Here is a 25,067-nt window from a genome sequence, read left to right on the forward strand (position 1 = left end):
GCTTTACCGAATATTCGCGATCTCGCGTTTCAGGGCGTCAATGTTTTGCTGCGTGCGGCTGATGTTGTCCTTCAACTGCGCCACTCTTTCCTGATATTTCGCATAGTTGCGCTCATTGCCCTGGCGTTCGGGCTGGCCCTCGTTGAATTCCAGGCGCTGCGCCGCCAGCTTCTGCTCTTCGCTGCGCAATTCATCCTGCAGGATCTGGCGCCGGTCCAGGTCGCGCGCGCGCTGCTCGGCGCCATCAACCCTGGGAAACGCGCCAGCGGCCGGAGCCGCCGTGGCCGCCGCCTGCGTGGCGGGCCGCGCGGGGGCGGCCAGCGGCGCCGTCCTGCGCGGCGGCTCCGTCATGGCGCCGGGCAAATCGAGCAGCTTGCAGCCGGCGCCGGCCCGCTTGTCCGTATAGGTCTTGTGTCCCTGCGCATCGGCGCACACATACAGCTGTCCGTGCGCCTGTGCCGCCGCGCCCAGCAATCCTGCCATCAACGCCATTCTGTAATGCTTGGTCAATCTTCACTCCTGTCGGCTCCTGCCGCATCGATCCTGGGCCGACTATACAACACCGCACCGGCGCCGCATGGGCGCAAAGCATAAAAAAACGCGGGCAAGACCGATCGCCTCACCCGCGTTTTTTACTCACTACCGGCAGGTTGCCGGCATGGCGCCATTACAGCGAGTAGTACATGTCGAACTCCGCAGGATGCGTGGTCATGCGCATGCGCTGCACGTCCTGCATTTTCAGTTCCAGGTATGCATCGATCATGGAATCGCTGAACACGCCGCCACGGGTCAGGAACTCGCGGTCCTTGTCCAGGGCTTCCAGGGCTTCTTCCAGCGAAGCGCAGACGGTAGGGATCAGCGCGTCTTCTTCCGGCGGCAGATGGTACAGATCTTTCGAGGCGGCTTCGCCCGGATGGATCTTGTTGGCAACGCCGTCCAGGCCGGCCATCAGCAGTGCGGCGAAGCACAGGTACGGGTTCGCCAGCGGATCCGGGAAGCGCGCTTCGACGCGGCGGCCTTTTGGATTGGCCACGTGCGGGATGCGGATCGAGGCGGAACGGTTTTTCGCCGAGTACGCCAGTTTGACCGGCGCTTCGTAGCCTGGCACCAGGCGCTTGTACGAGTTGGTGCCCGGATTGGTGATCGCGTTCAGTGCCTTGGCGTGCTTGATGATGCCGCCGATGTAGTACAGGGCGAAATCGGACAGGCCGGCATAGCCGTCGCCGGCGAACAGGTTTTTGCCATCTTTCCATACGGATTGATGCACGTGCATGCCCGAACCGTTGTCGCCAACGATAGGTTTCGGCATGAAGGTGGCGGTCTTGCCATAGCTGTGCGCCACGTTCCACACCACGTATTTCAGGTTTTGCGTCCAGTCGGCGCGCTCGACCAGGGTCGAGAACTTGGTGCCGATTTCATTCTGACCGGCGCCGGCCACTTCGTGATGATGTACCTCAACCGGGATGCCCAGCGATTCCAGAATCAGGCACATTTCCGAACGCATGTCCTGGAAGCTGTCCACTGGCGGCACGGGGAAGTAGCCGCCCTTGACGGTAGGACGGTGGCCGCTGTTGCCGCCTTCGATGTCCTTGCCGGTCGACCACGAACCTTCGTCCGAACCGATCTTGACGAAGCAGCCCGACATGTCGATCTTCCAGCGCACGCTGTCGAAGATGAAAAATTCCGGCTCAGGGCCGAAGTAGGCGGTGTCGCCCATGCCCGACGATTTCAGGTAGGCTTCGGCGCGTTTCGCGATCGAGCGCGGGTCGCGGTCGTAGCCCTTGCCGTCCGACGGTTCGATCACGTCGCACTGCATGAACAAGGTCGTTTCTTCCATGAACGGGTCAATATTGGCCGTGTTTGGATCCGGCAGCAGGATCATGTCGGACGCTTCAATGCCTTTCCAGCCAGCGATCGAAGAACCGTCAAAGGCGTGGCCCGACTCGAATTTGTCCATATCGAAGTGCGACACGGGAACCGTCACGTGCTGCTCTTTACCACGGGTATCGGCAAAGCGGAAATCAACGAATTTGACTTCGTTTTCTTCTACCATCTTCAAGACTTCTGCGGCTGTCATTGCCATGCGTATCTCCTAAATGAATGTGGGGTGAGGCGACCTAAGTGCGTCTGGGCTGATGAAGCGAAGCAAACATTGCGTGCCACCAAAACTCATAAGGATCATAGCAGATTCCATGCCAGCCCCAGGAGAGACCTGGCCGCCAGGGGCAAAACCCGGCTATCCCCATGAAAGTTTTCCTGCCCACGATTTTCAGGCAAGGTTTGCGTCAAATCAAGAATGCACTATGCAAGTGCAAAAAAACGAATAACGCACCATTATCGTGCATTTTGTGCGCATTCTTGAAAAATGCCTCGTTGTGGTGCATCGGGTCTGCACCGTGGTTTCCCGTTTGCGGGGCGCGGACGGCGCACTATAATCGACCATACCATCCCACTTTCTTCGAGGACGCCATGACCACCGCCGCCGACATCCTGAATACCGCCCGCAGCCGGGCCAATGAGGGCACGCCGTATGCCGGCGCCGTCACGCCGCAGGAAGCGTACGAACTGCTGCAACGCGATGGCACCGTCAAGCTGATCGACGTGCGCACGAATGCCGAGCGCGACTGGGTCGGCCGGGTGGACATCGCCGATACCCAGCATGGTGCGGTGCAGTGGGCCACCTACCCGGGCGGCGTGCCGAATCCCGATTTTATGCAGCAACTGGCCGCCCAGGCCGGCAAGGACGAGGTGCTGCTGTTCCTGTGCCGCTCCGGCGTGCGCTCGCGCCATGCCGCCAAGCTGGCGACCGAGCACGGCTACAGCAACTGCTTCGACATCCTCGAAGGTTTTGAAGGCGACAAGGATGCGGACGGCCACCGCAAGCAGATCGGCGGCTGGTGCAAGGCAGGCTTGCCGTGGCTGGGCGCCTGACGCTGGCCGCTTGACTATCTGAACCGTGTTTGATCTGGCGGGCCACGCGATGGCCCGCCATCGGCTACAACCATCCATGCGCGCCCGATTTTTCAACTGCGGCGCCGATTCTCCTTGAAATAATGTACCTTATATAGTACAACGTAGAGGTGCGTCATGGATGCTTCCGGCTTGCGGCAGATTACCCTGCTGTTCTACGCGAACGGCAATGGCGGCGAACCCGTACGCGACTGGCTCAAGTCGCTCCCCATCGAGGAACGCCATGTCATCGGACAAGACTTGATGCATGCGCAATGGCGCTGGCCCGTGGGCATGCCCCTGTGCCGCCATCTGGGGCAAGGTTTATCGGAAATTCGCAGCAGCTTGCCCGGCAAGCGCATCGCGCGCGTGCTGATCTGCCATCACGGCGATTGCCTGGTGGCGCTGCACGGCTTTATCAAGAAAACCCGGACGACGCCGGACGACGACCTGGCGCTGGCCCGCAAACGCGACAAGGAACTGACATGAACGCCACCGCCCCCCACCTCGGCAGCAGTCTCGACGACTTTCTCAAGGAAGAAGGCATCTTCGAGCAAACGCAAACCCGCGCCATCAAGGAAGTGATCGCCTGGCAACTGACGCAGGCGATGCAGGAACAAGCGATGTCGAAGACGCGCATGGCGGCCCTGCTGCAGACGAGCCGCTCGCAGCTCGACCGCCTGCTCGATCCCGGCAGCGACGTGACGCTCTCCACCCTGGAGCGGGCCGCCGCGCTGCTCGGGCGCAAGCTGTCGGTCACCCTCGTTTAAGCGAGTTAAGCGCTCAGGCCGGCTCTCCCGACTCCGGCGCCGCTATCGGATATTCGCCCATCAGCGTCAAGATGCGCTTGCGCACGAAATTGATGTGGCTGCGCAAGCCATACAGGCCATCGGCAAACGACAGGGGTATCGAGATCTGGTTGACCATGTCCTCGATCTGGTCCAGCCGCTTCAATTGCTCCGCATATACTTGCGCGCGTTGCGCTTGCGGCACGTCTTCCAGCGCCTGCTCCACCGTGCGCAGCTGGCCATACCAGCGGTACACGCGCGAGCGGATGCGCCACACGTACAACGGCGGCACGACGCGCGACAGGGGCAATATCAAGGCACCGAGCGCCACCACCAGCACCCACATGCGATCGAAGAAATTGGCCAGCCAGAAACTCATGTAGCGCTGCAGCACGGGCGCGCCATCCTTGTAGAATTTCAGCGCTTCGGGCGCGACGGGAATTTCCGTATAGCGCGCGGACGGGAACTGCCCCTGCTGCTGGAACCAGCCCGTGCCGCCGTGAATACTGGCCGCCGCCTGCACGAACAGGTCGACCAGGGCCGGATGCAAGTCTTCGCGCGCGACCAGGGTGGCGGTCGGCGCGATCAGGTGATAATCCTGCGCGGGGATGTTCTGCCCCAGGTCGACGATACCGCGCGGCAAGACCACATGCGTGAGGAAGGGCAAGCGCCGCGTGTACGCCTCCGCTTGCGAAAAATCAAACAGCTTGATGCCCGGCGTCTGCAGCAGCATCTGGATCAGCGGCGCTTCCGGCGCCGAGCTGAACACGAGGCCGTCGATGCGCCCTTCCAGCAGCGCCACCGTGGCGGGCGTATTTTGCAAGTCGCTCACCGTCAGCTCCTTCGCCTCCACGCCATTGACTGACAGCAACTGCCGGAACAGGCTGGGCACGCCCGTGCCTTCCGGCCCCAGATTGATCTTCATGCCCTTCAATTGCGTCAGCTCCGTCACCATCTTGTCTTCGCGCAGGAACAGCCACACGGGTTCCGTAAACAGGCTGCCCAGGGAAATCAAGCCATGGCGCTCGGCATCGGCGTGCTCGGTCGAGCCGCTTTGCACGAAGGCGATATCGGTCTTGCCGTTATTGAGGCGCTGCAGGTTGTCCTGCGAACCCAGCGATGGTTGCAGGGTTACCTTGATGCCGTGTTTGGCCAGGGTGGCCGCGTATTTCTTGCCGAATTCTTCATACGCGCTATTGTCCTGCCCCGTCGACAGGCTCACCTGGCGCGGCGGCGCCGGGTCGACCAGCCAGTAAGCAAGCGCGCAGAATGCGCCGACCAGCAGCAAGGTGGGACCGGCGGTGGCGAGGAAATCGCGCACGGAAAAGCGGCTGAACGCGAGGATTTTGGACATGTGGTGGCGCATAGGTTTCATGGGTGGCTACGATGCCAAGAAAACCTCAACTATGCAAGGCACTTTCACAGGCGCGGCGTGGCCAAATCCGCTACAGTAGCAGATCGATCACCTGCCCTCTGGAGCCCCGCATGCTGAAAATTCTTGGAAAAGCCGCCTCGATCAATGTCCGCAAAGTCTTGTGGACGTGCGAGGAACTCGACCTGCCCTACGAACGCGAAGACTGGGGCAGCGGCTTTCGCGCCACCGACGACCCGGCCTTCCTGGCCCTGAACCCGAACGCCATGGTTCCCGTGCTGCTGGACGGCGACCTGGTGCTGTGGGAATCGAACACGATATGCCGCTACCTGTGCGCCCAGGCGGGCCGTGAAGACTTGCTGCCAAGTAATCCCCGTGCCCGCGCGGAAGTGGAAAAATGGATGGACTGGCAAATGGGCGATTTGAACAACAGCTGGCGCTACGCGTTCATGTCGCTGGTGCGCCACAGCCCCGCGCACCAGGATGCGGCGCAGCTGGCGGCCGGTATCGCGGGATGGAACAAGATGATGGGCGTGCTGGAGCAGCAGTTGCAGCGCACGGGCGCGTTTGTGTGCGGCGAGCAATTCACTCTGGCCGATATCGTGCTGGGCCTGTCCGTCAAGCGCTGGCTGATGGCCCCGATGCAACGTCCGGCATATCCGGCCATTGCCGCGTATCACGCGCGCCTGGAAGATAAAACGGCTGCGTTTGCCGGCTAATGCATTCCTAGTCCAGCTCGATTGCCTCGACCGTGCCGCCGATGACATAACAGTCGCCATCGCGGCGCACTTCGTCCAGCGAGCCGGGATCATCGTGCGTATAGGTGCCGTCGACATCGACGCACCACACATCGCCAAAACGCAGCAGCTTCACGCCGCAGCAGATGCGGTTGATGAAATTGCCCGGCGTCCGGACCAGCACTTCGCGCACCGCGCCCACCGTGATGGCGACCTGGCGCCAGACGTCGCCGTCCAGCGCATGATTTCTTGCGTACACCACGATACGCACGGCTTGCACGCCCTGCGGTCCGTACACCTGCTCGAATGATACGAGCGCGCCATCGTCAAAGCGATGATATTGCGCAAAGAGCTGCTGCGTTCTTTCCATAGCCACTTTCTCTTCCATAAAAAAACCGGCCCATTCAGGCCGGCTTTTCATTGCAGCAACGATTTAATTCGTACACTGCTTCGCCACGCCCTCGGCCGGCGCGGGCGGCTCGATCAGCGGCATCAAGCTCGGCGCCAGCGACACGAGCAATTGCACCGGCAAGGCGCTGGTGAAATCGTAGTTCTTCGATTCCGGGCCCCGCACATACGCCGTCATGCTGCCATAGAAGCGCTCGCCGATATTGAAGACGAACGTGGCCGAGCGGTTCACATAGCGCGACTCGATCAGGCGGCCGCCGGCTCCATACACGTCGAAGCGCTGGTCGCCCGTGCCCGTCTTGCCGCCCATCGGGATCGGCACGCCGTCGGCGCCGACAAACGCCGTCTTCGCCCGTTTCGCCGTGCCGTCGGACACGACTTCGCGGATGGCCTTGGCGACAGCCTTGGCCACGTCCGGCGACAGCACCTGTTCCGCTTCCACCTTGCTGCCCCGCTTGACCATGGTGTCGTACGGCGTGTTGGCGGCGAAATGCATGGAATCGATGCGCACGCTCGGCTTGCGCACGCCATCGTTGATGATGATGCCCATCAACTCGGCCAGTGCGGCGGGACGGTCTGCCGAAGCGCCCAGGGTGGTCGCATACGACGGCACCAGCGAATCGAACGGATAGCCCATCTTCTTCCACTGGCGGTGGATTTCCAGGAAACCTTCGACTTCCAGCAAGTTGGCGATGCGGCGGTCCTGCGCGTGCTTGCGGTGCGTGTTGAACAGCCATTTGTAGACTTCCTGGCGCTCCTTCTCGCTGGCCGCCACCATCTGCGACAGGGTGGAACCTTCGTGCTGGCGCAGGTACGCCACCATCCACAGTTCCAGCGGATGCACATTGGCCAGATAACCGCGGTCGGCCAGCGACCAGTTTTCCATCGCGTACTGCTGGTACATCCTGGCCACGCGCTCGGGCGGCACTTCGTTTTGCGACGGCAGGTTGGCGTTGAGGAAATCGCCGAATTCCGCCACCGTGCCCTTGGGATTGATGGTGCGGAAGATGTTCGCCAGGCGCACAGGCGTCGGGCGGATGCTGGCCAACAGAATCTTTTCCTGCTCGTCGACGCTCTTGCCGCGGTACTTCTGGTAGAAGCGGTGCAGGAATTCACGCCCTTCCTTGTCGGCAAACCGGCTCAGGTACTGGGCGCGGCGCGGATCGTCCGCATCCGCCAGCAGCGAGGCCGAGGAATCGGGGCGCGAAAACATGTAGTAGCGGGCCACGTCGCGCATCAGGCGCACGAACACCAGGTTGGTCGACTGGCGCAAGGCCTGCTGCACCGTCATGATGCGGCTGTCGTCGAGCTTGGAGAAGTTGCCGAAATGGTGCAAGCCGCCGCCCGTGAAGAAGCCTTCGCCCGGATTGCCCGAGTATTTGCGCTCCATGGCGGCCGCCAGCATGGCCGGCAGCTTGCGCGCCTCGCCGAGCGGCAAAGGTTTCAGATAGGCAATCGCCCACTGCGACAGCATGTCCTTCGGATCGACGGCGATCTTGCCCAGCTCGGCCGCGTCCATGCCCTGGTAGCGCTGGTGCAGCTGGTCGATGATGTCCAGGTACGTCACCAGGGTGCGCAGCTTGGCCGTGGAACCGAGGTCCAGCTTGGCGCCCTCGTTGATGTCGAGCGGCTGGTCGAAATTATCCGTCTGCACGCGCAGCAAGTTGGCCTGCTCACCCTTTTGCAGCAGGGTAAAGCTGTACACGACGTTGGCCGGGTCGCCATTGCCCAGCATGCCCTTGCCCGTCAAACCGGCCGCTTTCGCCACTTCCGGGTCGCGCAGCTCGCGCAAGACCTTGGTGACGGCGTTTTGTGCCTGCGCATCGAGCGTGCTGACCACTTTCAGGTCCAGGCGGTCCAGGTTGTACAAGCGCGGATCGCCGAGCATGCTGGCCAGGTGGTTGCGCACGGCATTCGAGGCCTTGCGCGTGACGAACGAGGTCGACGCTTCCGACTGCACGCCCGACGCCGCTGACGGGCGCAGCTTTTCGGCGATGGCGGCATCGCGCAGCTGCGCCGAGATCACGCCCGCCTGCGCCAGCAGGCGCAGATGGCTGTTGGTCAGCACTTCCAGGTCGGCGCCGCCGGCTACCAGGTAGTGGGACGGACGGCGCTGCGCGATCAGCAGGCTCAACGCCTGCTTGTAGGCCAGCGCGCTGCCGGGTTGATCCATTTTTCCACTGAGCAAAGTTTTCACTTCGGCAAACGGGCGGCCATACCAGACCCACATGCCGTCGCCGATGCCGTTGACCTCGCCAAAGCCGCTCTTTGCCGACAGCGGCACGGTATTGAGATAGTTGACGACGATCTTGCGCCGCGCTTCCATGGTGTTTTCGCCATCCTGGTACGAGCGCAGGCTGGCCGACATCATCTGCAGCAGCTTGTCCTGCATGGAGCTGGTGCGGCCGTCTTCCGAATGCCGGTACTTTTCGATCTGCGTGGCCAGGGTGCTGCCGCCGCCGCCCCGGTGGCCGCCGAACAGGTTCAGCGCCTTGTCCAGAATCGCCTTGCTCAGGCGGTCCCATTCGACGGCGGGATTGCGCCCGGGCGTGCCAGGATCGAGCAATTCGCGGTTTTCGATGAACAGCAGGCTTTGCACCAGCGCCGGCGGCGCATCGGCAAAGCCGTCGAACATGCGCTCGGGATAGCTGGCCGCGAACAGGGGCGCGGCGCGGCAATCGAGGATGCTCAATCCCGCGCGGTTTTTCTCGTGATAGGTGGCAAAGATGCCCATGTCGACCAGTTGCACCATTTTCGGCGACATGCGCGCCTGCGCCGTGACCGCATAGTCGCGCGCATTGAGCTTGGTGATGAAGTCGGGCAGGCTGGCATAGCCGAGGCGCTCGTCATAAGGGCCATGCTGCGGATAGCGGATGGCGCCGGCAGGCGCGGGGCCAGGCTCGACCTTGTATGTCAGCTGGCGGTCCAGGCGCGAGAAAAACTCCGCCTGCAGGGCCGAGGTGCGCACTTCGCGCATGACGAACCAGGCCACGCCGGCGATCAGCGCCAGCACAATGATCAGGAAAATGGGCCAGATGCGCGAACGGCGCTTCTTCGGCGGGCTTGCCGGCGGCGGCGCCTCGGGGCCGGCTTCGGCCGCCGGGTCGGTGGGGAGCCGCTCTTGCGCGGCCAGGTTGACGCCTGTGTCTTTCATGGGATGCTGGGGTAAGGTTGGGTTTGGACGGCGCGGAAAATGCGGCAGCGATACCGCTCCGCGCAGGATAAGACGAGGGCCAGACAGGCCCGGTCACAACAAAGCTTGCTTAACATGATGTCCATACCGGTGAATCAAAAAAACGCTCTACTGCACAGGCAGGCAACCCCGTGTCTGACACGCGGAGTCCCTGTTCACCATTCCACCACATCGGCATGAAAACGACTGACGAGCGCGCACAAAAATCTTGCTTCATTGAAGATTTTCGCAAAAAAACAACGACCGGGACTGTCCACTGTCGAACATGGGCCTAAGGCGGGCTGGGCGATGGCGAAAAAGCCGCCGGCGCCGGGCTGGCAGCAGCTCAGATGGTGACGTATTCCGCCTGCATGGCGTCGAGCGCGGCGCACATGTCCGCGAAGGCGGCCGCCGCTTGCTTCGGCTCGCCCTTGACGCCCAGTTCGATATGCCGGCGCGTCTGTGCGTCGCCCACGCTGGGCAGGCTGAAAACCTTGATCAACGGAAACTCCGCCTCGAGGCGCACCATCAGCGGCGTCAGCAGCGATTCCGCCGTTTCATACACGAGCAAGGCATGTTCCGCATGCGGCACCTGGTTGAACAAATGGCTGTAATGCGTGTCGAGCACCCATTCGATCATGGGCCAGGACATGACGGGAAAACCAGGCACGAAATAGTGCTCGCGCACGGCAAAGCCGGCAATCTTGTTGTACGGATTCGGAATCAGCTCGGCGCCTTCGACAAATTCCGCCATTTTCAGGCGATGCAGGTTTTCCGGCGAGTTCAGGTCCGCCGGCGCGCCCGCCTCTGCGCCCATTTCCGTGATCCGTTGCTGGATGTTCGCCTTGCCCTGCGGATGCAGCACCAGCGGCAAGCCCAGCGCATCGGCCGCCGCCTGGCGCGTATGGTCATCCGGCGTGGCGCCGATGCCGCCAAAGCTGAAAACGATGTCGCCGCTGGCAAAGCTGCGCTTGAGCAAGGCCATCAGGCGCGCCGGCTCATCGCCCACGTATTCCGCCCAGCTCAGCTGCAAGCCGCGCTGCTTGAGCATTTGCACCACTTTCGGGAAATGCTGGTCAGTGCGCTTGCCCGACAGGATTTCGTCGCCGATGATGATCAATCCGATAGCCATGAAATTTCCTTCTTTGATTCAATAGTTAAGCTCAGGCATCCGCCGGCGCCACGTCCGTCATGCCGCGCTGGCCCCGCAGGCGCGCCAATGCTTCCAGGCAGTAATACTGGAACCACAGGCCCGTAAAGATAAAGATCAGCACATACAGCCAGATGGCGAACGCCGCCAGGAAGGGGAAAAACACCACCGACATCGCGCCGCCCATCCACAGCAGGCCAGGCACGGCGCCGGCCGCGCCGGAGACCATGCCGATGGCCAGCAGGGGCCAGCGCTGCGTGCGCATGACGGCGTGGCGCTCGTCCACGCTGGCATAATCGGCCATGGCGTCATACGCCATCACGCGGTAGGTCAGCCAGCCCCACAGCACGGCTTGCCCCGCCAGTGCGGCGGGCGGAAACGCGTACAGGGGCAGCAGGATGACCCAGGCGACGATGAACAGCAAGAAAGTGGCCAGCGAGGTGCCGACGCTGCCAAGCAGGCTGCCGCCATGCTTCTTTTCCAGCTGCGCAAAGTGCCGCCCGCCCACGTGGCGGCCGATGGCCGGCATGGCGAACAGGCCCATGAAGATCAGCGCCGTCAGGATCATCAGCGGCAGCAGCATGAACATGGCGATCAGGGGCACGATGACGGCTTTGAGCACGCCCAGGCCGAAGGTGGCCAGCACCTGGCCGCTGGTGCGGAAGAAATCGTACTGCGTAAACAGCGCATGCAGGCTGTCGATCAGCGGCTGCAGGCCCACGTACAGCAGGGCGCCCCACACCACCACCGACAGGATGAACGGCACTGCGCTCAGCAGCAGTATCCTGCCGTGCCATTGCGACAGGAAAGCACGGCCATACGAATTCAACACATTGCGCATCAGCGGCGTCCTTTTCGTTTAATTCTTGCAAATTCCACCATGCGGCGCAGGCCCAGCCATTGCTGCTGCCAGAAGCCGCGGCCATAGTTGCGCCCGGGGCGGCCCACGCCTTGGCTGTCGATGCGGGCCAGCTGGTCGCGCACGCCCGTGCGCGCATAGCCGGCCGAGAAATTCGCGGTACCCAGCAGCATATCCCAGATCGGCAAGACCACGCCGAAGTTGCAACCGCCCAGGCTGCCCTTGCCTGCCGACTCATGCCCCACGCCAATGGCGTGATGCGTGCGGTGGAAACGGGGCGAAATCAGCAGCCGCTCGCCGATGCGGCCGAAGTGTATCCTCACATTTGCGTGCTGCAAGCTTTGCAGGATGCGCGAAATCGACACGAGCAGCACATACTGGCCCGGCGGCACGCCGATACCGAGCGCCACCAGCGCCATCACCACGTCGCGCAGGAAGTCGTCGAGCAGGTGGTTGCGGTCATCGCTCCACAAGTTCATGTTCTGCTGGCTGTGATGCAGGCTGTGCAAGCCCCACCACCAGCCGAAATGGTGCGAAGCCCGGTGGTAGCAATAGTCGACGAAGTCCAGTATCACAAAATAAATGATAAAACTGAGCAGCGGACTGATGCCGGGCAACAGTGATTCCAGGTTCAATGGATGGATATTGTCGAAACGCAAAGCGCCCGCCAATGCATCCATCAGCGGATCGAGCGTGAAGAAGACCAGCACGGAAAACAGGCCGATGCGGTGCAGCACGGTATAAATAAAATCGTTCCAACGGGCACGCGGGTCGGTGATCTTTTGCGCGGGAATCAAGGCTTCGAGCGGACGCAGCACGAGAAACAGCAGCAGCAGTTCGCACAGGCCGATCAGCAGCCATTCCGTGCCTTCGAACGCCTCTTCCGTGAATTCGCCAAAACCCAGGTGGTAGACGAGGGGATTCACCACAGTCTGGAACAGCCAGCCTTGCGCCACGCCAAACGCGTCGACCACGGCGTCGATGGCCGGCGTGACGAAGTTGAGGATATCGGCGGCGATCATGGCTGGCCCTTCTTCTGCGCGTAGGCGGGATGCGCGCGCAGGGTGGCAAAACAGAAACCCTTGTCTTGCAGGCCAGAAATCAGGGCATCGAGGTTGGCGGGCGCCCACGGCTCCTTGCGCGACCAGATGCCCATGTGCGCAATGAAAATGTCGCCGCTGCGCAAGTTCGCCAGCGCTTTCTTCAGCAGCATGGCGTTCGGGTACTTATCGCTGGGCAGTTCATCGCCCGAATACCCGGCCGGTGCCCAGCCCGCGTGCTGGTAGCCGCAGGCGCTGCCGGCCGCCAGGGTGCGCGGCGACGTGTAGCCGCCCGGCGCGCGCCAGAACGGGTCGAGCTTGCGGCCCGTCAGTTCCTGGAAGCGCGTATCGACGCGGCGCAATTGCTCGCAGAACTGCTTATCGGTGAAGGAGGCCAGCTTGCCGCCGTCCTTGCCGAACTGGGGCTTGACCTGGATCAAGCCGTTGGCCAGATCCTTCTTCCAGTACACGTGGTCAAACGTATGCGTGCCGAACGCATGGCCTTCGGCGACCCTGGCTTTCCAGTACGGCGCCCACGACGGGTCCAGCGAGTAGTCGCCGCGCGTGGTCTTTTCGTTGGCCAGGAAGAACGTGGCCTTCACATGGCGTTGATTGAGCACGTCGGCAATCAGTTGCGCTTGCGACTGGCTGCCCGTGTCGAAGGTCATGTAGATCGTGCCCTTGCAGGCGGCAGGCGCTGAAGCTGCGGCTGATACAGGAACAGGTGCGACAGGGGCGGCGGCATGCGCGGTCGACAACATCGCGCTGGCGCACAGCAGCATGGCGGGCACATGGCCCGCAAAAGTGAGGCGTTGCATCATCACACCCGTCATCACATGCGTGGCGAGTGGGTGGCGAAATACACGCCATGGGGCGAGCGGCCCACCGGTATCGTCTTGATCACCTTGCGCGTGGTCAAATCGATCACGGCCACTTTCTTGATCCAGCGCAAGGTGACCCACATGGTCTTGCCATCGGGCGTGATTTCCATGCAATCGGGGCCACCGGGCACGTTGATGGTGCCCACGTTTTCCAGGGTTTGCTGGTCGATGATGTTGATGGTGTTCGACACGCGGTTCGACACGAACGTCATGCGCTTGTCACCGAGCGCGCGGAAATTATGCGTGCCGGCGCCCGCCTTGATGCGCTTGACGGTCTTTTGCGTGCGCCAGTCGATCACTTCCACGTAATCGCTGCCCATGATGCCAACCAGCAAATATTTACCGTCGGGCGTCATCGTGATGCCGGCCGGCGCGGGACCGACGGGCATGGTCCATTTCACCGTCTGCGTGGCCAGGTCGATGGCGCTGACCTGGTTGCTGCCCTGCTGCGTAATGAACGCCATGCTGCTGTCGGCCGTGAAGGCCATGTGGCTGGGCAGCTTCGGCAGCGCGATGCGCTTGGCCAGGGTCAGGTTCTTGCCGTCGTAGCGGTACAGGTCGATGCGGTCCAGACGCAGCGAATTCGAGATGAACCACTTCTGATCCGGCGAAAAGCCGATCTGGTAGGGGTCGAGGATGTTGCTGATGCGGCGCTGGATCTGGCCCGACACGGGGTCAAGGAAGATCAGCTCGTTGCCGACGGAGCTGGCGACGATCAGCGACTTGCCGTCCGGCGTCTCCATCAGGTGATGCGGTTCCTTGCCGACGGCAAAGGTGGACAGGGGAGCATAGGTTTTCTGGTCCAGCAGTTGCACCGTGGCATCACGGGAATTGAGCACGACCACCACTTCGGCTTGCGCCGTAGACATTGCGGAAACCAGGCACAGCGAGGAAAAAACAAGGCGGCGTAGACTGCGGAACATGGCAAAAATCACTGTTAAATACAAAACAGGCATTTTACGTGGAAACACTGTATTGATTGTATTAAATCCCCCCTTAAATACGACCATCGGTCACATCGTGCCGCAATTTTCCCTTTTTCCTGCGCCGGGCCTGGAATGGCGCTTTGCAACTCATTGCTCTACAATCTGAAGCTTTCATCGCCTACACAAGGATAATCATGACCACCACCACTACCGCTTCCGGCCTGCAATACATCGATACCGTCGTCGGCGAAGGCGCTGAAGCGCAAGCCGGCAACAATGTTGTCGTGCATTACACGGGCTGGCTGCAAAACGACGACGGCAGCGCCGGTTCGAAATTTGATTCGAGCAAGGACCGCAACGACCCGTTCGAATTCCCGCTGGGCGCAGGCCGCGTCATCCAGGGCTGGGACGAAGGCGTGCAAGGCATGAAAGTGGGCGGCAAGCGCCAGCTGATCATCCCGGCAGCACTGGGCTATGGCGCACGCGGCGCCGGCGGCGTGATTCCACCGAACGCCACCCTGATTTTCGACGTCGAACTGCTGGGCGTATAAGCACCGACCAGGCTGCGTTCGCATGACCGCGCCCGGCGCCGCCCCTGTTCACGCAGCGGCGGCGCTTTTGTTTTGAGTATGTCCTCTAATGCACGGCGCGCTTTTTTCACTATGATGTCAGGCACTGCAGCACGCACGGTGGCCACTCCGCCGTGCCTGCCGCACTTTTCCAGCGATTCCCTCAGCACACAGGAGCCATCATGAGTTTACAAGAGCAATTCGACCAAGCGCAGCTCGATTCCAAGACCCTGTCCGAGCGTCCGGACAATATGACCTTGCTGAAAATTTACGCCTTGTTCAAGCAAGCGTCGAGCGGCGACGCCACCGGCGAACGCCCCGGCATGACCGACTTCGTCAACCGCGCCAAGTTCGATGCCTGGGCGGCCCTGGCCGGCACGTCGAAGGAAGATGCGCAACAGCAATACATCGACCTGATCGAAGACTTGAAGGACTGATTCTTCCCTGCCCCGGCGCCCGCCGGGGCAATGTTATTATTTCCGCATGACACTATCACCGCTTTCCCTTGTTTCCCTGGCGCACGCCGCCGACCTGCCCCGTTTGTTCGACGTCTGGCACCTGTCCGTGCGCGCCACCCACGATTTCCTCGCCGACAGCGATATCGATTTCCTCTGCCCCTACGTGCGCGATGAGCTGGCCAGGGTGGCCGCCGAAGGCCTGCTGCACGTGCTGCGCGATGCCGATGGCAGCGCTTACGCCTTCCTGTGCGTCGAGCATGCCAAGATCGAAATGCTGTTCGTGCATCCCGATCAGCGCGGCAGCGGCGCCGGCCGCACGCTGGTCCAGTACGCCATCACGGCCTTGGGCGCCAGGGTTGTCGACGTCAACGAGCACAACACGCAAGCGCACGGCTTTTACCGCCACCTGGGCTTTGTCGGGGAAAGCCGCTCGGAATGCGACCCGTTCGGCAAGCCTTTCCCCATTTTGCACCTGAAACTGGCCGAAAACGGCTGAAAACTCACCAAAAACCACCAAAACAGGCCGTTAACGCAAAAGTGGCTACCAAATCGGTAGCCACTTTTTTTACGCCGGTATCAGCCGTAAATTACTTTTTCGCTGCCGCCAGCGCCTGCGCGATCCAGCCGTCAAACGTCTGCTGGTGGTACTTGATCCAGCCGGCCGTATGGCGGGCAATATCGGCCTGCGTGTTTTCTCCGCGGCGCATGCGCTCGTTCTGCGCATTGATGTCGGCCACGGGCAATTGCATCACCTCGAACAGCTTGGCCGCGGCCGGATTTTTCTCCGCCCAGGCTTTGTTCGATACGATGCGCGCCGTGTTGACGGCAAAACCGTAGTCGCTGCCATCGTCGAGGCGGGTATTTACCTTATCCGGATTGGCCGAGAACGGCACTTTGAGCCAGACCACGTCCTTGCCCGGCACCAGCACGCCGCTGACCCAGTATGGCGTCCATGTGTAGTACAAAATCGGTTCGCCACGCTTGTAGCGGCCCAGGGTATCGGCGATCAGGGCCGCATAGCTGCCCTGCACGTGCGTCACCGTCTCGCGCAATTTGTACGCATCCATGTGGTTCTCGATCAGTGCTTCGCAGCCCCAGCCGGGGTTGCAACCCGTCAAGTCGGCCTTGCCGTCGCCATCGTGGTCGAACAGCCTGGCCAGGGTGGGATCGCGCAACTGGTCGATATTCGTGATGTTGTACTTCTCGGCAGTGGCCTTATCGATCAGATAACCTTGCGCCGCAGGACCCGCATACTGGCCCGTGCGCAGCAGCTTGGCGTCGCCGCCCGCATTGTTATAGAAATCCTTGTGCATCGGGTCCCAGTGCACGGCCATGAAGGTGGCGTCGCCGTTGGCGATGGCGATATGCGCCGTCGGATACTCCACTTCCTTGATCGGCTGCACTTCATAGCCGAGCTTTTCCAGGGCCTTGTCGACCAGCATGGTCTGGAAGGTTTCTTCCGCGATCGAGCTTTGCAGCGGCTGTACCTTGACGCCCTTGCCGGGCAGCGCATCGGCCGTTGCGGCCGGCGCCTGCGCCATGGCCAGGCTGGTGGTCAGGGCCATGGCGGCGATGGCCAGGGCGGAAAACAGCTGGAACTTGCGTTGCGATTTTTGCGTTTCTTTAAAATGTGCGATTTGATGCATGTAAATCCTTTCTTATTGTGCGTTGGCCAGCGTTGCTTGCTGTTCAACATTATTTTTCTCCGTATTGCCGCGCACCAGGCGCAGCACGAAACCGGCAGGACCCGTCTGGTACCAGTGGCGCACGCCGCGGCGTGGCTGGCCCATCGCTTGCGTCAGGCGGTCCAGGGTGATGGCCAGCAGCACGATACCGAGGCCGCCGACCGTTGCCAGGCCCATGTCCAGGCGGCCGATGCCGCGCAATACCATCTGGCCCAGGCCACCGACGGCGATCATCGAGGCGATCACGACCATCGACAGCGACAGCATCAGCGACTGGTTGATACCGGCCATGATGGACGGCATGGCCAGCGGAAACTGCACGCGGGTCAGCAACTGCCACGGCGAGGCGCCGTAGGCGCGGGCCGCTTCGATCAGGTCGGGACGCACCTGGCGGATGCCGAGGTTGGTCAAACGCACCAGCGGCGGCAGGGCAAAGATGATCGTCACGATCACGCCCGGCGCATTGCCGATACCGAACAGCATGACCACCGGCACCAGATAAACAAAGGCGGGCGTCGTCTGCATGGCGTCGAGCAAGGGGCGCAGGATATTCTGCGCGCGGTCGCTGCTGGCAAGGAAAATACCCAGCGGCAAGCCGATGGCCAGGCAGAACGCCAGCGACGTCAGCACCAGCGACAGGGTGGTCATGGCTTCCGGCCAGATGCCCAGCATCGACACGAGCAGCAGCGCCAGCACGGTGCCGATGGCCAGGGTGCGGCTCGTGAATTGCCACGCCAGCAAGCCGATGATGGCGATCACCGTCAGCGACGGGGCCGCCAGCAGCACGCCTTCCACGCCGGACAGCACGCTGTCGATGGGTGCGCGCACGGCCTGGAAGAAGGGGCGGAAATGCGCGACGACCCAGCCCAGGCCCTGGTTGATCCAGCTTTCCAGCGGCAGCGAGCCGTCGAAAATCTGCGTCAGGTGAAAGCCGGCCGCATGTTCCGGCTGCACGGCGGGCGCGGCGGCGTCCAGCCAGGCGGTGCTGGCGTCGGTGGGCGGCGTCAGCGCCCAGGGATTGATCTGGGCGGCCGGCTGTTCAACAACAGCTTCTACTGTGGAAACGGTGCTTGGGTTCATGCTTGTCCTTTCTGTTGTTGTTCGGCAATGGCTGGCGTGTCGCGGTCGAGGAACTTCAGCAAGGTCGTCTTGCTGATGGCGCCGCGGAAGCTGCCGTCATTGGCTACCACAGGGACGGCGTAAGGCAGTTGCGCCACCTGGCCGAACAGGCCGGCGACTGGCTCGTCTGCATTGATGGTCTGCACGTCGGGCAAATAGGCATGCGCCAGGCCCAGCGGTCCGACATGGCCGTCGAGCGCACTGCGCAGCGAATCGGCCGAGACGACGCCGAGGAACTTGCGCTGCGGATTGACGACATACGCAAACGCGCGATCCTGCTCTTCCAGCATCGACAGCGCGGCGCGCGAACCGCGGCTCGGCGACTCGGACACGACGATCTGGCTCTTGCGGGCAATATCGCTGGCCTTGAAGACGGCCGCCGCATCGACGCCGCGCACGAAGTTGCGCACGTAGTCGTTGGCCGGTTTGCGCAAAATCTCTTCCGGCGTGCCCACTTGCACCACGTGGCCGTCTTTCATGATGGCGACGCGGTCGCCGATGCGCATGGCTTCGTCGAGGTCATGCGAAATGAAGACGATGGTGCGGCGCTTGATCTGCTGCAAACGCAGCAGTTCCGATTGCATTTCTGTACGGATAATCGGATCGAGCGCGGAAAACGCCTCATCCATCAGCAAAATCGATGGATCGCAAGCCAGCGCGCGGGCCAAACCCACGCGCTGCTGCATGCCGCCCGACAATTCGTCGGGATAGCTGGCGCCGTAGCCGTCCAGGCCCACCTGCTCCAGCGCTTGCTGGGCCAGCGCATGGCGCTCGGCTTTCGGCATGCCGGCCAGTTCCATGCCGAAGGCAGTGTTGTCGAGCACGGTAATTTGCGGCAGCAGCGCGAACGACTGGAACACCATGCTGATGTCCTTGCGGCGCAGGGCGCGCAGCTGGGCGTCCGGCAGGGTATTGATGTCGTTGCCGTCGATCAGGATGCGGCCGGCGGTCGGCTCGATCAGGCGGTTCAGCATGCGCACCAGGGTCGACTTGCCGGAACCGGACAGGCCCATGATGACGAAGATCTCGCCCGCTTCAATGGTAAAGGTGGCGTCGAAGACGCCGATGGTGCAGTCGGTCTTGGCCAGGATGTCCTGCTTGCTGGCGCCCTGACGGACGAGTTCAAGTGCTTCTTCTGGCTTGTCGCCGAACACTTTGAACACATGGTCGATAATGATTTGTTTTGCCACGATGTGGTTCTCCCTCGATTTGACGAATGGATTGAAACCCAGCAAGCTGCCAGCTTGCGGCGGGAATCAGCAAACCCTGTTGCGTCGGCTGCGCCACGGCGCGCAATGCGCACGGGAGCGACAATAAACAGGGGGTGACACGCGATGACCAGCCGATGGCCTAAGCCGATGCCGGGGTGCCGTGTGCGTGCTAAAAGAGGCTGTGGTTCAGGACTTTTAACAACGCTAGCGCCATGCAAATACATGGCACCAAATGTATTTGACCGAAAAAACGATCAAGGTACTTTTAACTGGATGCAGGTGTAAAACCTGAAGAATGATTCACCACTCAGCGAGTGGGGAGTACTGCGAAGCAGAAGGTGAAACGCGGTGTAGCTGTTGTAAATATGACTCAAGTATAACGCAAAAAGTCACAAAAGTCCAATGGCTTTCCAAATAGAAATGTGCTAGCAATGTTCGCCAGCGCACGGTAAAACGTCAAACAGGGGCTAAAACGGCGAAAAGCGACGTGGTGTCATCGTCTTTTCGCCCGCCGCCGCACGCCTTCCCTAGCACCAAACCCGGCGCCAGACAAGTTGCCGGTCATGCATCAGACTTGCTCGGTAAACACCTTGCGCATCTTTTCCGCGATCTTGCCTTCGATCGTGGGGGCAAAGGCGCTCAGCAGGAAGCCCAGCTTGATTTGCAGCTGCGCCTGCTCAGTTTCCAGTGTCAGCGAACCATCGACGCCGCTGCGCTCGAAGCGCAGCACGTCGCCATCCCAGGCGCAGGCCAGGTCGTATTCCTGGGCCAGCTTGTCGGCCACTTGCTGCGCCGCTTCACGCGCTTTTACCGCTGTCAGCTTATGTTGCTGAACTATATTTATATCCGCCATCAAACGATCCTTTTATTAAAAACGGGGGCAATACGGCCAGCATCATACCAGCCGCCATGCGGCGACCCCGGCCACGAATAGGGCCAGTACGCGGAAAAAAACCGCCCTTTCCCACGCATCGCTTGCGCCGCATCAAACCGCAGCCACCAAAGCAGGCCGACTATTTCAGTTCCAGTTGCGAGTTCTTGGAGAACCACCATGGACCAGAAAGTCATCGTGCCGGTCGAAGCCGTGCTGACCAAATGCGTATCGCTGCCCGTCGGCTACGTTCCCACCCCCTCGGCGCCATACCGCCAGCACCGCAAGAATGCGCAGCTGACCCTGCAGCCGGGGCCGCCACGCCTGATCGAGGCGACAGCGCGCAATCTGGCCGCCGTGCCCGTCGGTTCGCGCGTGCTGATCTGGAAGCAGGACCCGTCCGTCAGCGACCTGGGCACGCGCAAGGCCTTCCTGCCCGGCCTGATACTGCAAGGCCCGCGCGACGCGCGCATCACGTTCGGCGAGCCGGGCATCGCCCAGGTCAGCCCGAACGCCTTCGGCGACTTCATCGTCTCGCCCAATACCGACCAGTTCGATGCAGTGCACACGTTTTCCATCGTGCGCATGACGCTCACCATGTACCAGCGCGCGCTGGCCAGCAACGGCACGGCGCCGCCGCTGCCGTGGCAATGGAACAGCGCCAGCAACACGGCGCCCCTGCGCGTGTTTCCGCACGGCTTGCCCAATGTCATGAATGCCTATTACAGCCGCAGCGACAAGGCCCTCAAGTTCGGCGACTTCGTCCCCAGCGGCGCCACCGAGCGCGTCTACACCTGCCGCTCGCTCGACATCGTCTCGCATGAAACGGGGCACGCCGTGCTCGATGGCCTCAAGCCAAATTGGCTGCTCAGCAACAATCCGCCGCAAACGGGCGGTCTGCACGAATCGTTCGGCGACCTGACGGCCATCTTCCTGGCCCTGTCGCAGCTGGACCAGGTGGAAGCCGTCATCGCGCAAACGAAATCCGACCTGCACGACAAGACCTTCCTGGCCGACCTGGCGGAACAGTTCGGCCTGGCCCTGGGCCGGCCCAACGGCTTGCGCAATGCCGACAACGACATCAAGCTGTCCGAGGCGGGCACGGAAGTGCATGCCATCTCGCAAGTGTTTACGGGCGCCATCTACGACATCCTGGCCGACATCTTTGCCCACGAACGCCAGCCCCAGCTGGAAGACGACGCGGCCGTGCTGCACCGCTGCGGCGACTACCTGCGCAGCCTGGTCCTGCGCGCCCTGGTGGCGTCGCCCGACCAGGCTGCCACCTATGCCGACGTGGCCGGCCACATGCTGACCATCGCCCAGTCCGACGGCAACGACGCCTACCTGGACTTCATCCGCAACAGCTTTACCGTGCGCGAAGTGCTCAAGGCCAATGCCATGACGGAGGGCGGCCAGATGACGTTCGCTCCCGATGTCGTCGACGAAGACGGCGCCGTGCAGGACAGGCGCGCCTGCTGCGGTACCATGAACCATGCGGAATACAGCGAATCGGACCAGTTGCTCGAAGCGGAGCGCGAAGCGCTGGCCGCCTGGTGCCGCAGTTACGGCCCCCGCTAAGGGCCGCCACATGCGGCGACACTGGCCCGCGGCGGCAGGCCGCGTCGCGGCCCCACCATCATCCACAGCAGGGAGCACCATGAAAATTTCAGCGCGCAGCAGCGGCGGCTATGCCGGCCTGAGCGAACATTATGAAATCGATACGCAAGTCCATCCGGCCGGCCCCCGCCTGGAAGCGGCACTGGCCAGCAGCGGCTTTTTCACGGACAACCATGCCATGGGCGAGCAAGTGGGCGCCGACATCCCCCAATGGCGCATCACAGTCGAGGCTCCCACCGCGCGCCGCACGCTCACCTTTGCCGAAGACGGCAGCGCTGAAAATGCGCGTTGGCAACAGCTGGTGGCGCAAATCCGGGCCAGCGCCTGACTTTTTCTGTCGCTGAATTGGTGCCTGTCTTGATTTGAATAAAGCAAAAACGCCACACGGCCAGGCCCTGCGGCGTCCACCCTGCTCCCAGCCGCGGCAGGCGACTGTCGCTTTCTTGCCGCGTTCTCCATGCCAACGTCCCGGATAGTCGCTGAAATGCCCATTCTGCGCGCCAGCACCGCCGCCAAAAAATGAATTTGCTTATACGTATTGTATATAAGCGGGATTTGTGAGAAATAGCGAATTGCCTTAAAATACAATGCTTTGCTTTAGTATGCGCCGCCGAGGTTCCTGCAGGCGCTACAGCACCTCCCCATATTGATAGGACTGTTATGACCCACGTTGTCACCGAATCCTGCATCGCCTGTCGCTATACCGACTGCGTCGATGTCTGCCCGGTAGATTGTTTCCGGGAAGGCCCGAACTTCCTGGCAATCGATCCGGACGAATGTATTGACTGCGCAGTCTGCGTGGCAGAGTGCCCGGTGAACGCGATTTTCGCGGAAGAGGATGTGCCGGGCGACCAGCAAGCCTTCATCAAGATCAACGTCGATCTGGCCCGCAACTGGCCGTCGATCACCAAGACGAAGGCGGCATTGCCGGAAGCCGAGCAATACAAGGACGTCAAGGACAAGCTCGACATGCTGGTGCGCTGAGCGCGCAGCATACCCGGCCTGGCGCGCAGCGGGGCATGCCCCCGTGAGCGCCGGCACATGGCCATCGATACGAAAAAGGCAGCGGCAACGCTGCTTTTTTGCTTTTCAAACATGTTTAATCATCTGGCCACGCGAGTGTGGCGCGAATGAACACCGGCACGCAAACTGTGGCCCTGTGCGCGGTAAAGCACATTTTGTCCTCAACAAATATCGTAAAATTGGATTATGATATTTGAGCCGATATTGGCGCTTGGAATTAAACAAGGACTCTATATGCTTTACCAACTGCACGAACTGCAACGCTCTTTCCTCACTCCGGTGATGCAATGGGCAGACATGTCCTCCAAGTTATTTACCAACCCGGTTTCTCCACTGGCCCACACCCCGTTTTCGCAACGCATCGCAGCCGGCTACGAGCTGATGTACCGTCTTGGCAAAGACTACGAAAAACCACAATTCGACATCAAATCCGTTCTCGTCCAGGGCGAGAGCGTCGACATCCGCGAACACGTTGTCGTCACAAAACCGTTTTGCCGCCTGATCCACTTCAAAAAAGAAAGCACAGGCTTGCAACAGCCCAAAGTTTTGCTGGTTGCCCCCCTGTCCGGTCACCACTCGACCCTGCTGCGCGATACCGTGCGCGGCTTGCTGGCCGAGCACGATGTCTACATCACCGACTGGACGGACGCGCGCATGGTACCGCTGACGGAAGGCCCGTTCCACCTGGACGACTACATTTATTATGTGCAGGAATTCATCCGCCTGCTGGCGCCGGACCTGCACGTCATTTCCGTCTGTCAACCGACCGTGCCCGTGCTGGCGGCCATTTCGCTGATGGCGACGGCCAAAGATCCGCACATGCCGAAAACCATGACGATGATGGGCGGCCCCATCGATCCGCGCCGCTCGCCCACGCAAGTGAACAACCTGGCGACGGAAAAGAAATTCTCGTGGTTTGAAAACACCGTCATCTACGCGGTGCCGCCGAATTACCCGGGCTTTGGCCGCAAGGTGTATCCGGGCTTCCTGCAGCACGCCGGCTTCATCGCCATGAACCCGGGCCGTCACGCGCAAAGCCACCGCGAGTTCTACATGCACCTGGTGACGGGCGACGACGAACCGGCGGAAGGCCATCGCCAGTTCTACAACGAGTACAACGCCGTGCTGGACATGCCGGCCGAGTACTACCTGGAAACCATCAAGACCGTGTTCCAGGAATTCAGCCTGCCGAAGGGCACGTGGAAAGTGGGCGGCCAGCTGGTGCGTCCGCAGGACATCACGAATGTGGCGCTGTTCACCGTGGAAGGCGAACTGGACGACATTTCCGGCGCCGGCCAGACGCAAGCCGCACACGACTTGTGTTCCGGCATCCCTGCCGACATGCAGCAAGATTTCGTGGCGCCGAAATGTGGCCATTACGGCATCTTCTCGGGTCGCCGCTGGCGCGAGATCATTTGCCCGAAAATCGGTGAATTCATCCAGAAGCATTCCTGATCCGGAGTGTTCCAGCAAAAACGCCACGCCAGCTTCCACTGGCGTGGCGTTTTCTTTTATGCCCGGCTCATGCGCGCTCGATTTTCACCGACGGGCGCGTATTGACAAAGATCTGCTCGACTCTTGGCTCGCCCGGCCCCGGCTTCTTCATCGCGTAGCCATTCACGGGCTGCGAACGGTTCACCCACAGCGCGTAATACAGGTGGTCGGCGCGCGGATCTTCCGTGTTGGGATGGATCAATATCGTCAATCCCAGGCTGTTGAGCTGCAGCCACGGCACGATCACGGGCAGCAAGTCATTCGTAAAACCAAAGTAAAACGACGGCGTCACGTGCGGGCCGCGCGGCTCCAGGTTCCAGTCGCCCAGTTCGATCCGGAAGCGCTCGGCCGCCCACTTGCGTATCAGCGCCGCTTTCTGGTAGCTGTCTTCGTCAAAATAGATATGCGCGTGATAACTCTCGATATCCGTATAGGCGCGCGGTGCCGAAGGCAAGGTTTCCTCGCCGGGCCGCACGCTGACGGGACGCGGCGTGGGCGCCGTGTCCGTATGCTCGCCCCACGGGCTTTTCCCGGGCGCTGGTGTCGCGCGTTTGACGCCGCCGTCCTGCGCCAGGGCCGTGCCCGCCAGGCCCGAGGCGGCCAGCGCCGCCACCAGGCCGCCGCCGCGCAAGACCGTGCGGCGCTGCGGCGAGAGGAGATTGGCCCATTCCAGGTCGATGGCCGCGTGTTGATTTTTGTCAGACATAGGATTTCCTGTTATTGATAATAGCTAGAGGG

At 61.6% G+C, this 25,067-nt stretch carries 26 protein-coding genes; 11 read left to right on the top strand and 15 right to left on the bottom strand.

All coding sequences use genetic code 11. The annotated features are described in order from the left end of the window. Positions 1-3: 3 nt before the first annotated feature. Both AC07VI_RS10370 and glnA read right to left on the bottom strand, forming a co-directional pair. Positions 4-492, bottom strand: coding sequence for a DUF4124 domain-containing protein (locus AC07VI_RS10370; protein WP_319017192.1), 489 nt, complete (start codon positions 490-492; stop codon positions 4-6). Positions 493-667: 175 nt separating this feature from the next. Then, positions 668-2,083 (bottom strand): type I glutamate--ammonia ligase, encoded by a 1,416-nt coding sequence (gene glnA / locus AC07VI_RS10375; protein ID WP_070219258.1) that lies wholly within the window; start codon positions 2,081-2,083, stop codon positions 668-670. Positions 2,084-2,469: 386 nt separating this feature from the next. Here glnA and AC07VI_RS10380 point away from each other — a divergent pair, with 386 nt between their 5' ends. From AC07VI_RS10380 to AC07VI_RS10390, 3 genes are all read left to right on the top strand, one after another. Continuing rightward, positions 2,470-2,931: a rhodanese-like domain-containing protein gene (locus AC07VI_RS10380; protein ID WP_492992707.1), complete on the top strand. Its 462-nt coding sequence runs from the start codon at positions 2,470-2,472 to the stop codon at positions 2,929-2,931. A 156-nt stretch (positions 2,932-3,087) separates the two neighbouring features. Continuing rightward, entirely contained in the window at positions 3,088-3,438 is a 351-nt protein-coding gene (locus AC07VI_RS10385; protein WP_099374725.1) for a type II toxin-antitoxin system RelE/ParE family toxin, read from the top strand. After that, entirely contained in the window at positions 3,435-3,719 is a 285-nt protein-coding gene (locus AC07VI_RS10390; RefSeq protein ID WP_076569079.1) for a helix-turn-helix domain-containing protein, read from the top strand. The genes AC07VI_RS10385 and AC07VI_RS10390 overlap by 4 nt, the downstream gene beginning before the upstream one ends. Positions 3,720-3,732: 13 nt before the next feature. On the opposite strand, the gene AC07VI_RS10395 is transcribed toward AC07VI_RS10390, so the two are convergent. After that, positions 3,733-5,091, bottom strand: a complete 1,359-nt coding sequence (locus tag AC07VI_RS10395; RefSeq protein ID WP_099374783.1) for a TAXI family TRAP transporter solute-binding subunit — start codon at positions 5,089-5,091, stop codon at positions 3,733-3,735. A gap of 131 nt (positions 5,092-5,222) precedes the next feature. On the opposite strand from AC07VI_RS10395, the gene AC07VI_RS10400 reads away from it, so the two are divergent. Next, a complete protein-coding gene (locus tag AC07VI_RS10400) occupies positions 5,223-5,828 on the top strand; it encodes a glutathione S-transferase family protein (RefSeq protein ID WP_086145162.1) in 606 nt (201 codons plus the stop codon). Positions 5,829-5,835: 7 nt separating this feature from the next. Here AC07VI_RS10400 and AC07VI_RS10405 read toward each other — a convergent pair whose 3' ends face one another. From AC07VI_RS10405 to AC07VI_RS10435, 7 genes are all read right to left on the bottom strand, one after another. Continuing rightward, positions 5,836-6,216: a hypothetical protein gene (locus AC07VI_RS10405; protein WP_143450670.1), complete on the bottom strand. Its 381-nt coding sequence runs from the start codon at positions 6,214-6,216 to the stop codon at positions 5,836-5,838. 63 nt (positions 6,217-6,279) lie between these two features. Continuing rightward, positions 6,280-9,408 (bottom strand): transglycosylase domain-containing protein, encoded by a 3,129-nt coding sequence (locus AC07VI_RS10410; protein WP_099419593.1) that lies wholly within the window; start codon positions 9,406-9,408, stop codon positions 6,280-6,282. A gap of 364 nt (positions 9,409-9,772) precedes the next feature. After that, on the bottom strand, positions 9,773-10,558 hold the full coding sequence (locus AC07VI_RS10415) for a competence/damage-inducible protein A (protein WP_086145159.1): 786 nt from the start codon (positions 10,556-10,558) through the stop codon (positions 9,773-9,775). Positions 10,559-10,589: 31 nt separating this feature from the next. Continuing rightward, entirely contained in the window at positions 10,590-11,417 is an 828-nt protein-coding gene (locus tag AC07VI_RS10420; protein WP_086145158.1) for an EI24 domain-containing protein, read from the bottom strand. Then, on the bottom strand, positions 11,417-12,457 hold the full coding sequence (locus AC07VI_RS10425; protein WP_086145157.1) for a sterol desaturase family protein: 1,041 nt from the start codon (positions 12,455-12,457) through the stop codon (positions 11,417-11,419). The genes AC07VI_RS10420 and AC07VI_RS10425 overlap by 1 nt, the downstream gene beginning before the upstream one ends. Beyond that, complete coding sequence (locus AC07VI_RS10430; protein WP_413465898.1) at positions 12,454-13,296, bottom strand: polysaccharide deacetylase family protein; 843 nt, start codon at positions 13,294-13,296, stop codon at positions 12,454-12,456. The genes AC07VI_RS10425 and AC07VI_RS10430 overlap by 4 nt, the downstream gene beginning before the upstream one ends. Positions 13,297-13,307: 11 nt before the next feature. Then, on the bottom strand, positions 13,308-14,279 hold the full coding sequence (locus tag AC07VI_RS10435; protein ID WP_086145177.1) for a YVTN family beta-propeller repeat protein: 972 nt from the start codon (positions 14,277-14,279) through the stop codon (positions 13,308-13,310). 197 nt (positions 14,280-14,476) lie between these two features. Between AC07VI_RS10435 and AC07VI_RS10440 the strand changes: the two genes are divergently transcribed. The 3 genes from AC07VI_RS10440 (at position 14,477) to AC07VI_RS10450 (ending at position 15,805) form a co-directional block, all read left to right on the top strand. After that, the gene (locus AC07VI_RS10440; RefSeq protein ID WP_034760263.1) at positions 14,477-14,833 is read left to right on the top strand and encodes an FKBP-type peptidyl-prolyl cis-trans isomerase; all 357 of its coding nucleotides are present in this window, start codon (positions 14,477-14,479) and stop codon (positions 14,831-14,833) included. Between the two features lie 200 nt (positions 14,834-15,033). Further along, a complete protein-coding gene (locus AC07VI_RS10445) occupies positions 15,034-15,288 on the top strand; it encodes an acyl-CoA-binding protein (protein ID WP_070219266.1) in 255 nt (84 codons plus the stop codon). Positions 15,289-15,334: 46 nt separating this feature from the next. Next, positions 15,335-15,805: a GNAT family N-acetyltransferase gene (locus tag AC07VI_RS10450; RefSeq protein WP_086145156.1), complete on the top strand. Its 471-nt coding sequence runs from the start codon at positions 15,335-15,337 to the stop codon at positions 15,803-15,805. A 91-nt stretch (positions 15,806-15,896) separates the two neighbouring features. Here the strand turns inward: AC07VI_RS10450 and proX are convergent, their stop codons facing one another. The 4 genes from proX to AC07VI_RS10470 form a co-directional block, all read right to left on the bottom strand. Continuing rightward, positions 15,897-16,955 (bottom strand): glycine betaine/L-proline ABC transporter substrate-binding protein ProX, encoded by a 1,059-nt coding sequence (proX, locus tag AC07VI_RS10455; RefSeq protein ID WP_099374729.1) that lies wholly within the window; start codon positions 16,953-16,955, stop codon positions 15,897-15,899. A gap of 12 nt (positions 16,956-16,967) precedes the next feature. Beyond that, positions 16,968-18,074, bottom strand: coding sequence for a glycine betaine/L-proline ABC transporter permease ProW (proW, locus tag AC07VI_RS10460; RefSeq protein ID WP_086145155.1), 1,107 nt, complete (start codon positions 18,072-18,074; stop codon positions 16,968-16,970). Continuing rightward, positions 18,071-19,303 carry a glycine betaine/L-proline ABC transporter ATP-binding protein ProV gene (proV, locus tag AC07VI_RS10465; RefSeq protein WP_086145175.1) on the bottom strand — a complete coding sequence of 411 codons (1,233 nt, stop codon included), beginning with the start codon at positions 19,301-19,303 and terminating at the stop codon, positions 18,071-18,073. Before proV ends, proW begins: the two co-directional genes overlap by 4 nt. A gap of 589 nt (positions 19,304-19,892) precedes the next feature. Then, the gene (locus AC07VI_RS10470) at positions 19,893-20,177 is read right to left on the bottom strand and encodes a polyhydroxyalkanoic acid system family protein (protein ID WP_086145154.1); all 285 of its coding nucleotides are present in this window, start codon (positions 20,175-20,177) and stop codon (positions 19,893-19,895) included. 198 nt (positions 20,178-20,375) lie between these two features. On the opposite strand from AC07VI_RS10470, the gene AC07VI_RS10475 reads away from it, so the two are divergent. From AC07VI_RS10475 to AC07VI_RS10490, 4 genes are all read left to right on the top strand, one after another. After that, positions 20,376-21,773 carry a gluzincin family metallopeptidase gene (locus AC07VI_RS10475; protein WP_086145153.1) on the top strand — a complete coding sequence of 466 codons (1,398 nt, stop codon included), beginning with the start codon at positions 20,376-20,378 and terminating at the stop codon, positions 21,771-21,773. Positions 21,774-21,852: 79 nt separating this feature from the next. Next, a complete protein-coding gene (locus AC07VI_RS10480; RefSeq protein ID WP_086145152.1) occupies positions 21,853-22,140 on the top strand; it encodes a protealysin inhibitor emfourin in 288 nt (95 codons plus the stop codon). A gap of 332 nt (positions 22,141-22,472) precedes the next feature. Next, positions 22,473-22,796, top strand: a complete 324-nt coding sequence (gene fdxA / locus AC07VI_RS10485) for a ferredoxin FdxA (protein WP_010395176.1) — start codon at positions 22,473-22,475, stop codon at positions 22,794-22,796. Positions 22,797-23,069: 273 nt separating this feature from the next. After that, positions 23,070-24,290 (top strand): polyhydroxyalkanoate depolymerase, encoded by a 1,221-nt coding sequence (locus AC07VI_RS10490; protein ID WP_086145151.1) that lies wholly within the window; start codon positions 23,070-23,072, stop codon positions 24,288-24,290. A gap of 67 nt (positions 24,291-24,357) precedes the next feature. Here the strand turns inward: AC07VI_RS10490 and AC07VI_RS10495 are convergent, their stop codons facing one another. After that, positions 24,358-25,035: a DOPA 4,5-dioxygenase family protein gene (locus AC07VI_RS10495; protein ID WP_086145150.1), complete on the bottom strand. Its 678-nt coding sequence runs from the start codon at positions 25,033-25,035 to the stop codon at positions 24,358-24,360. Positions 25,036-25,067 lie beyond the last annotated feature (32 nt).

This window comes from Janthinobacterium sp. GW821-FHT03A03 (assembly GCF_059421435.1).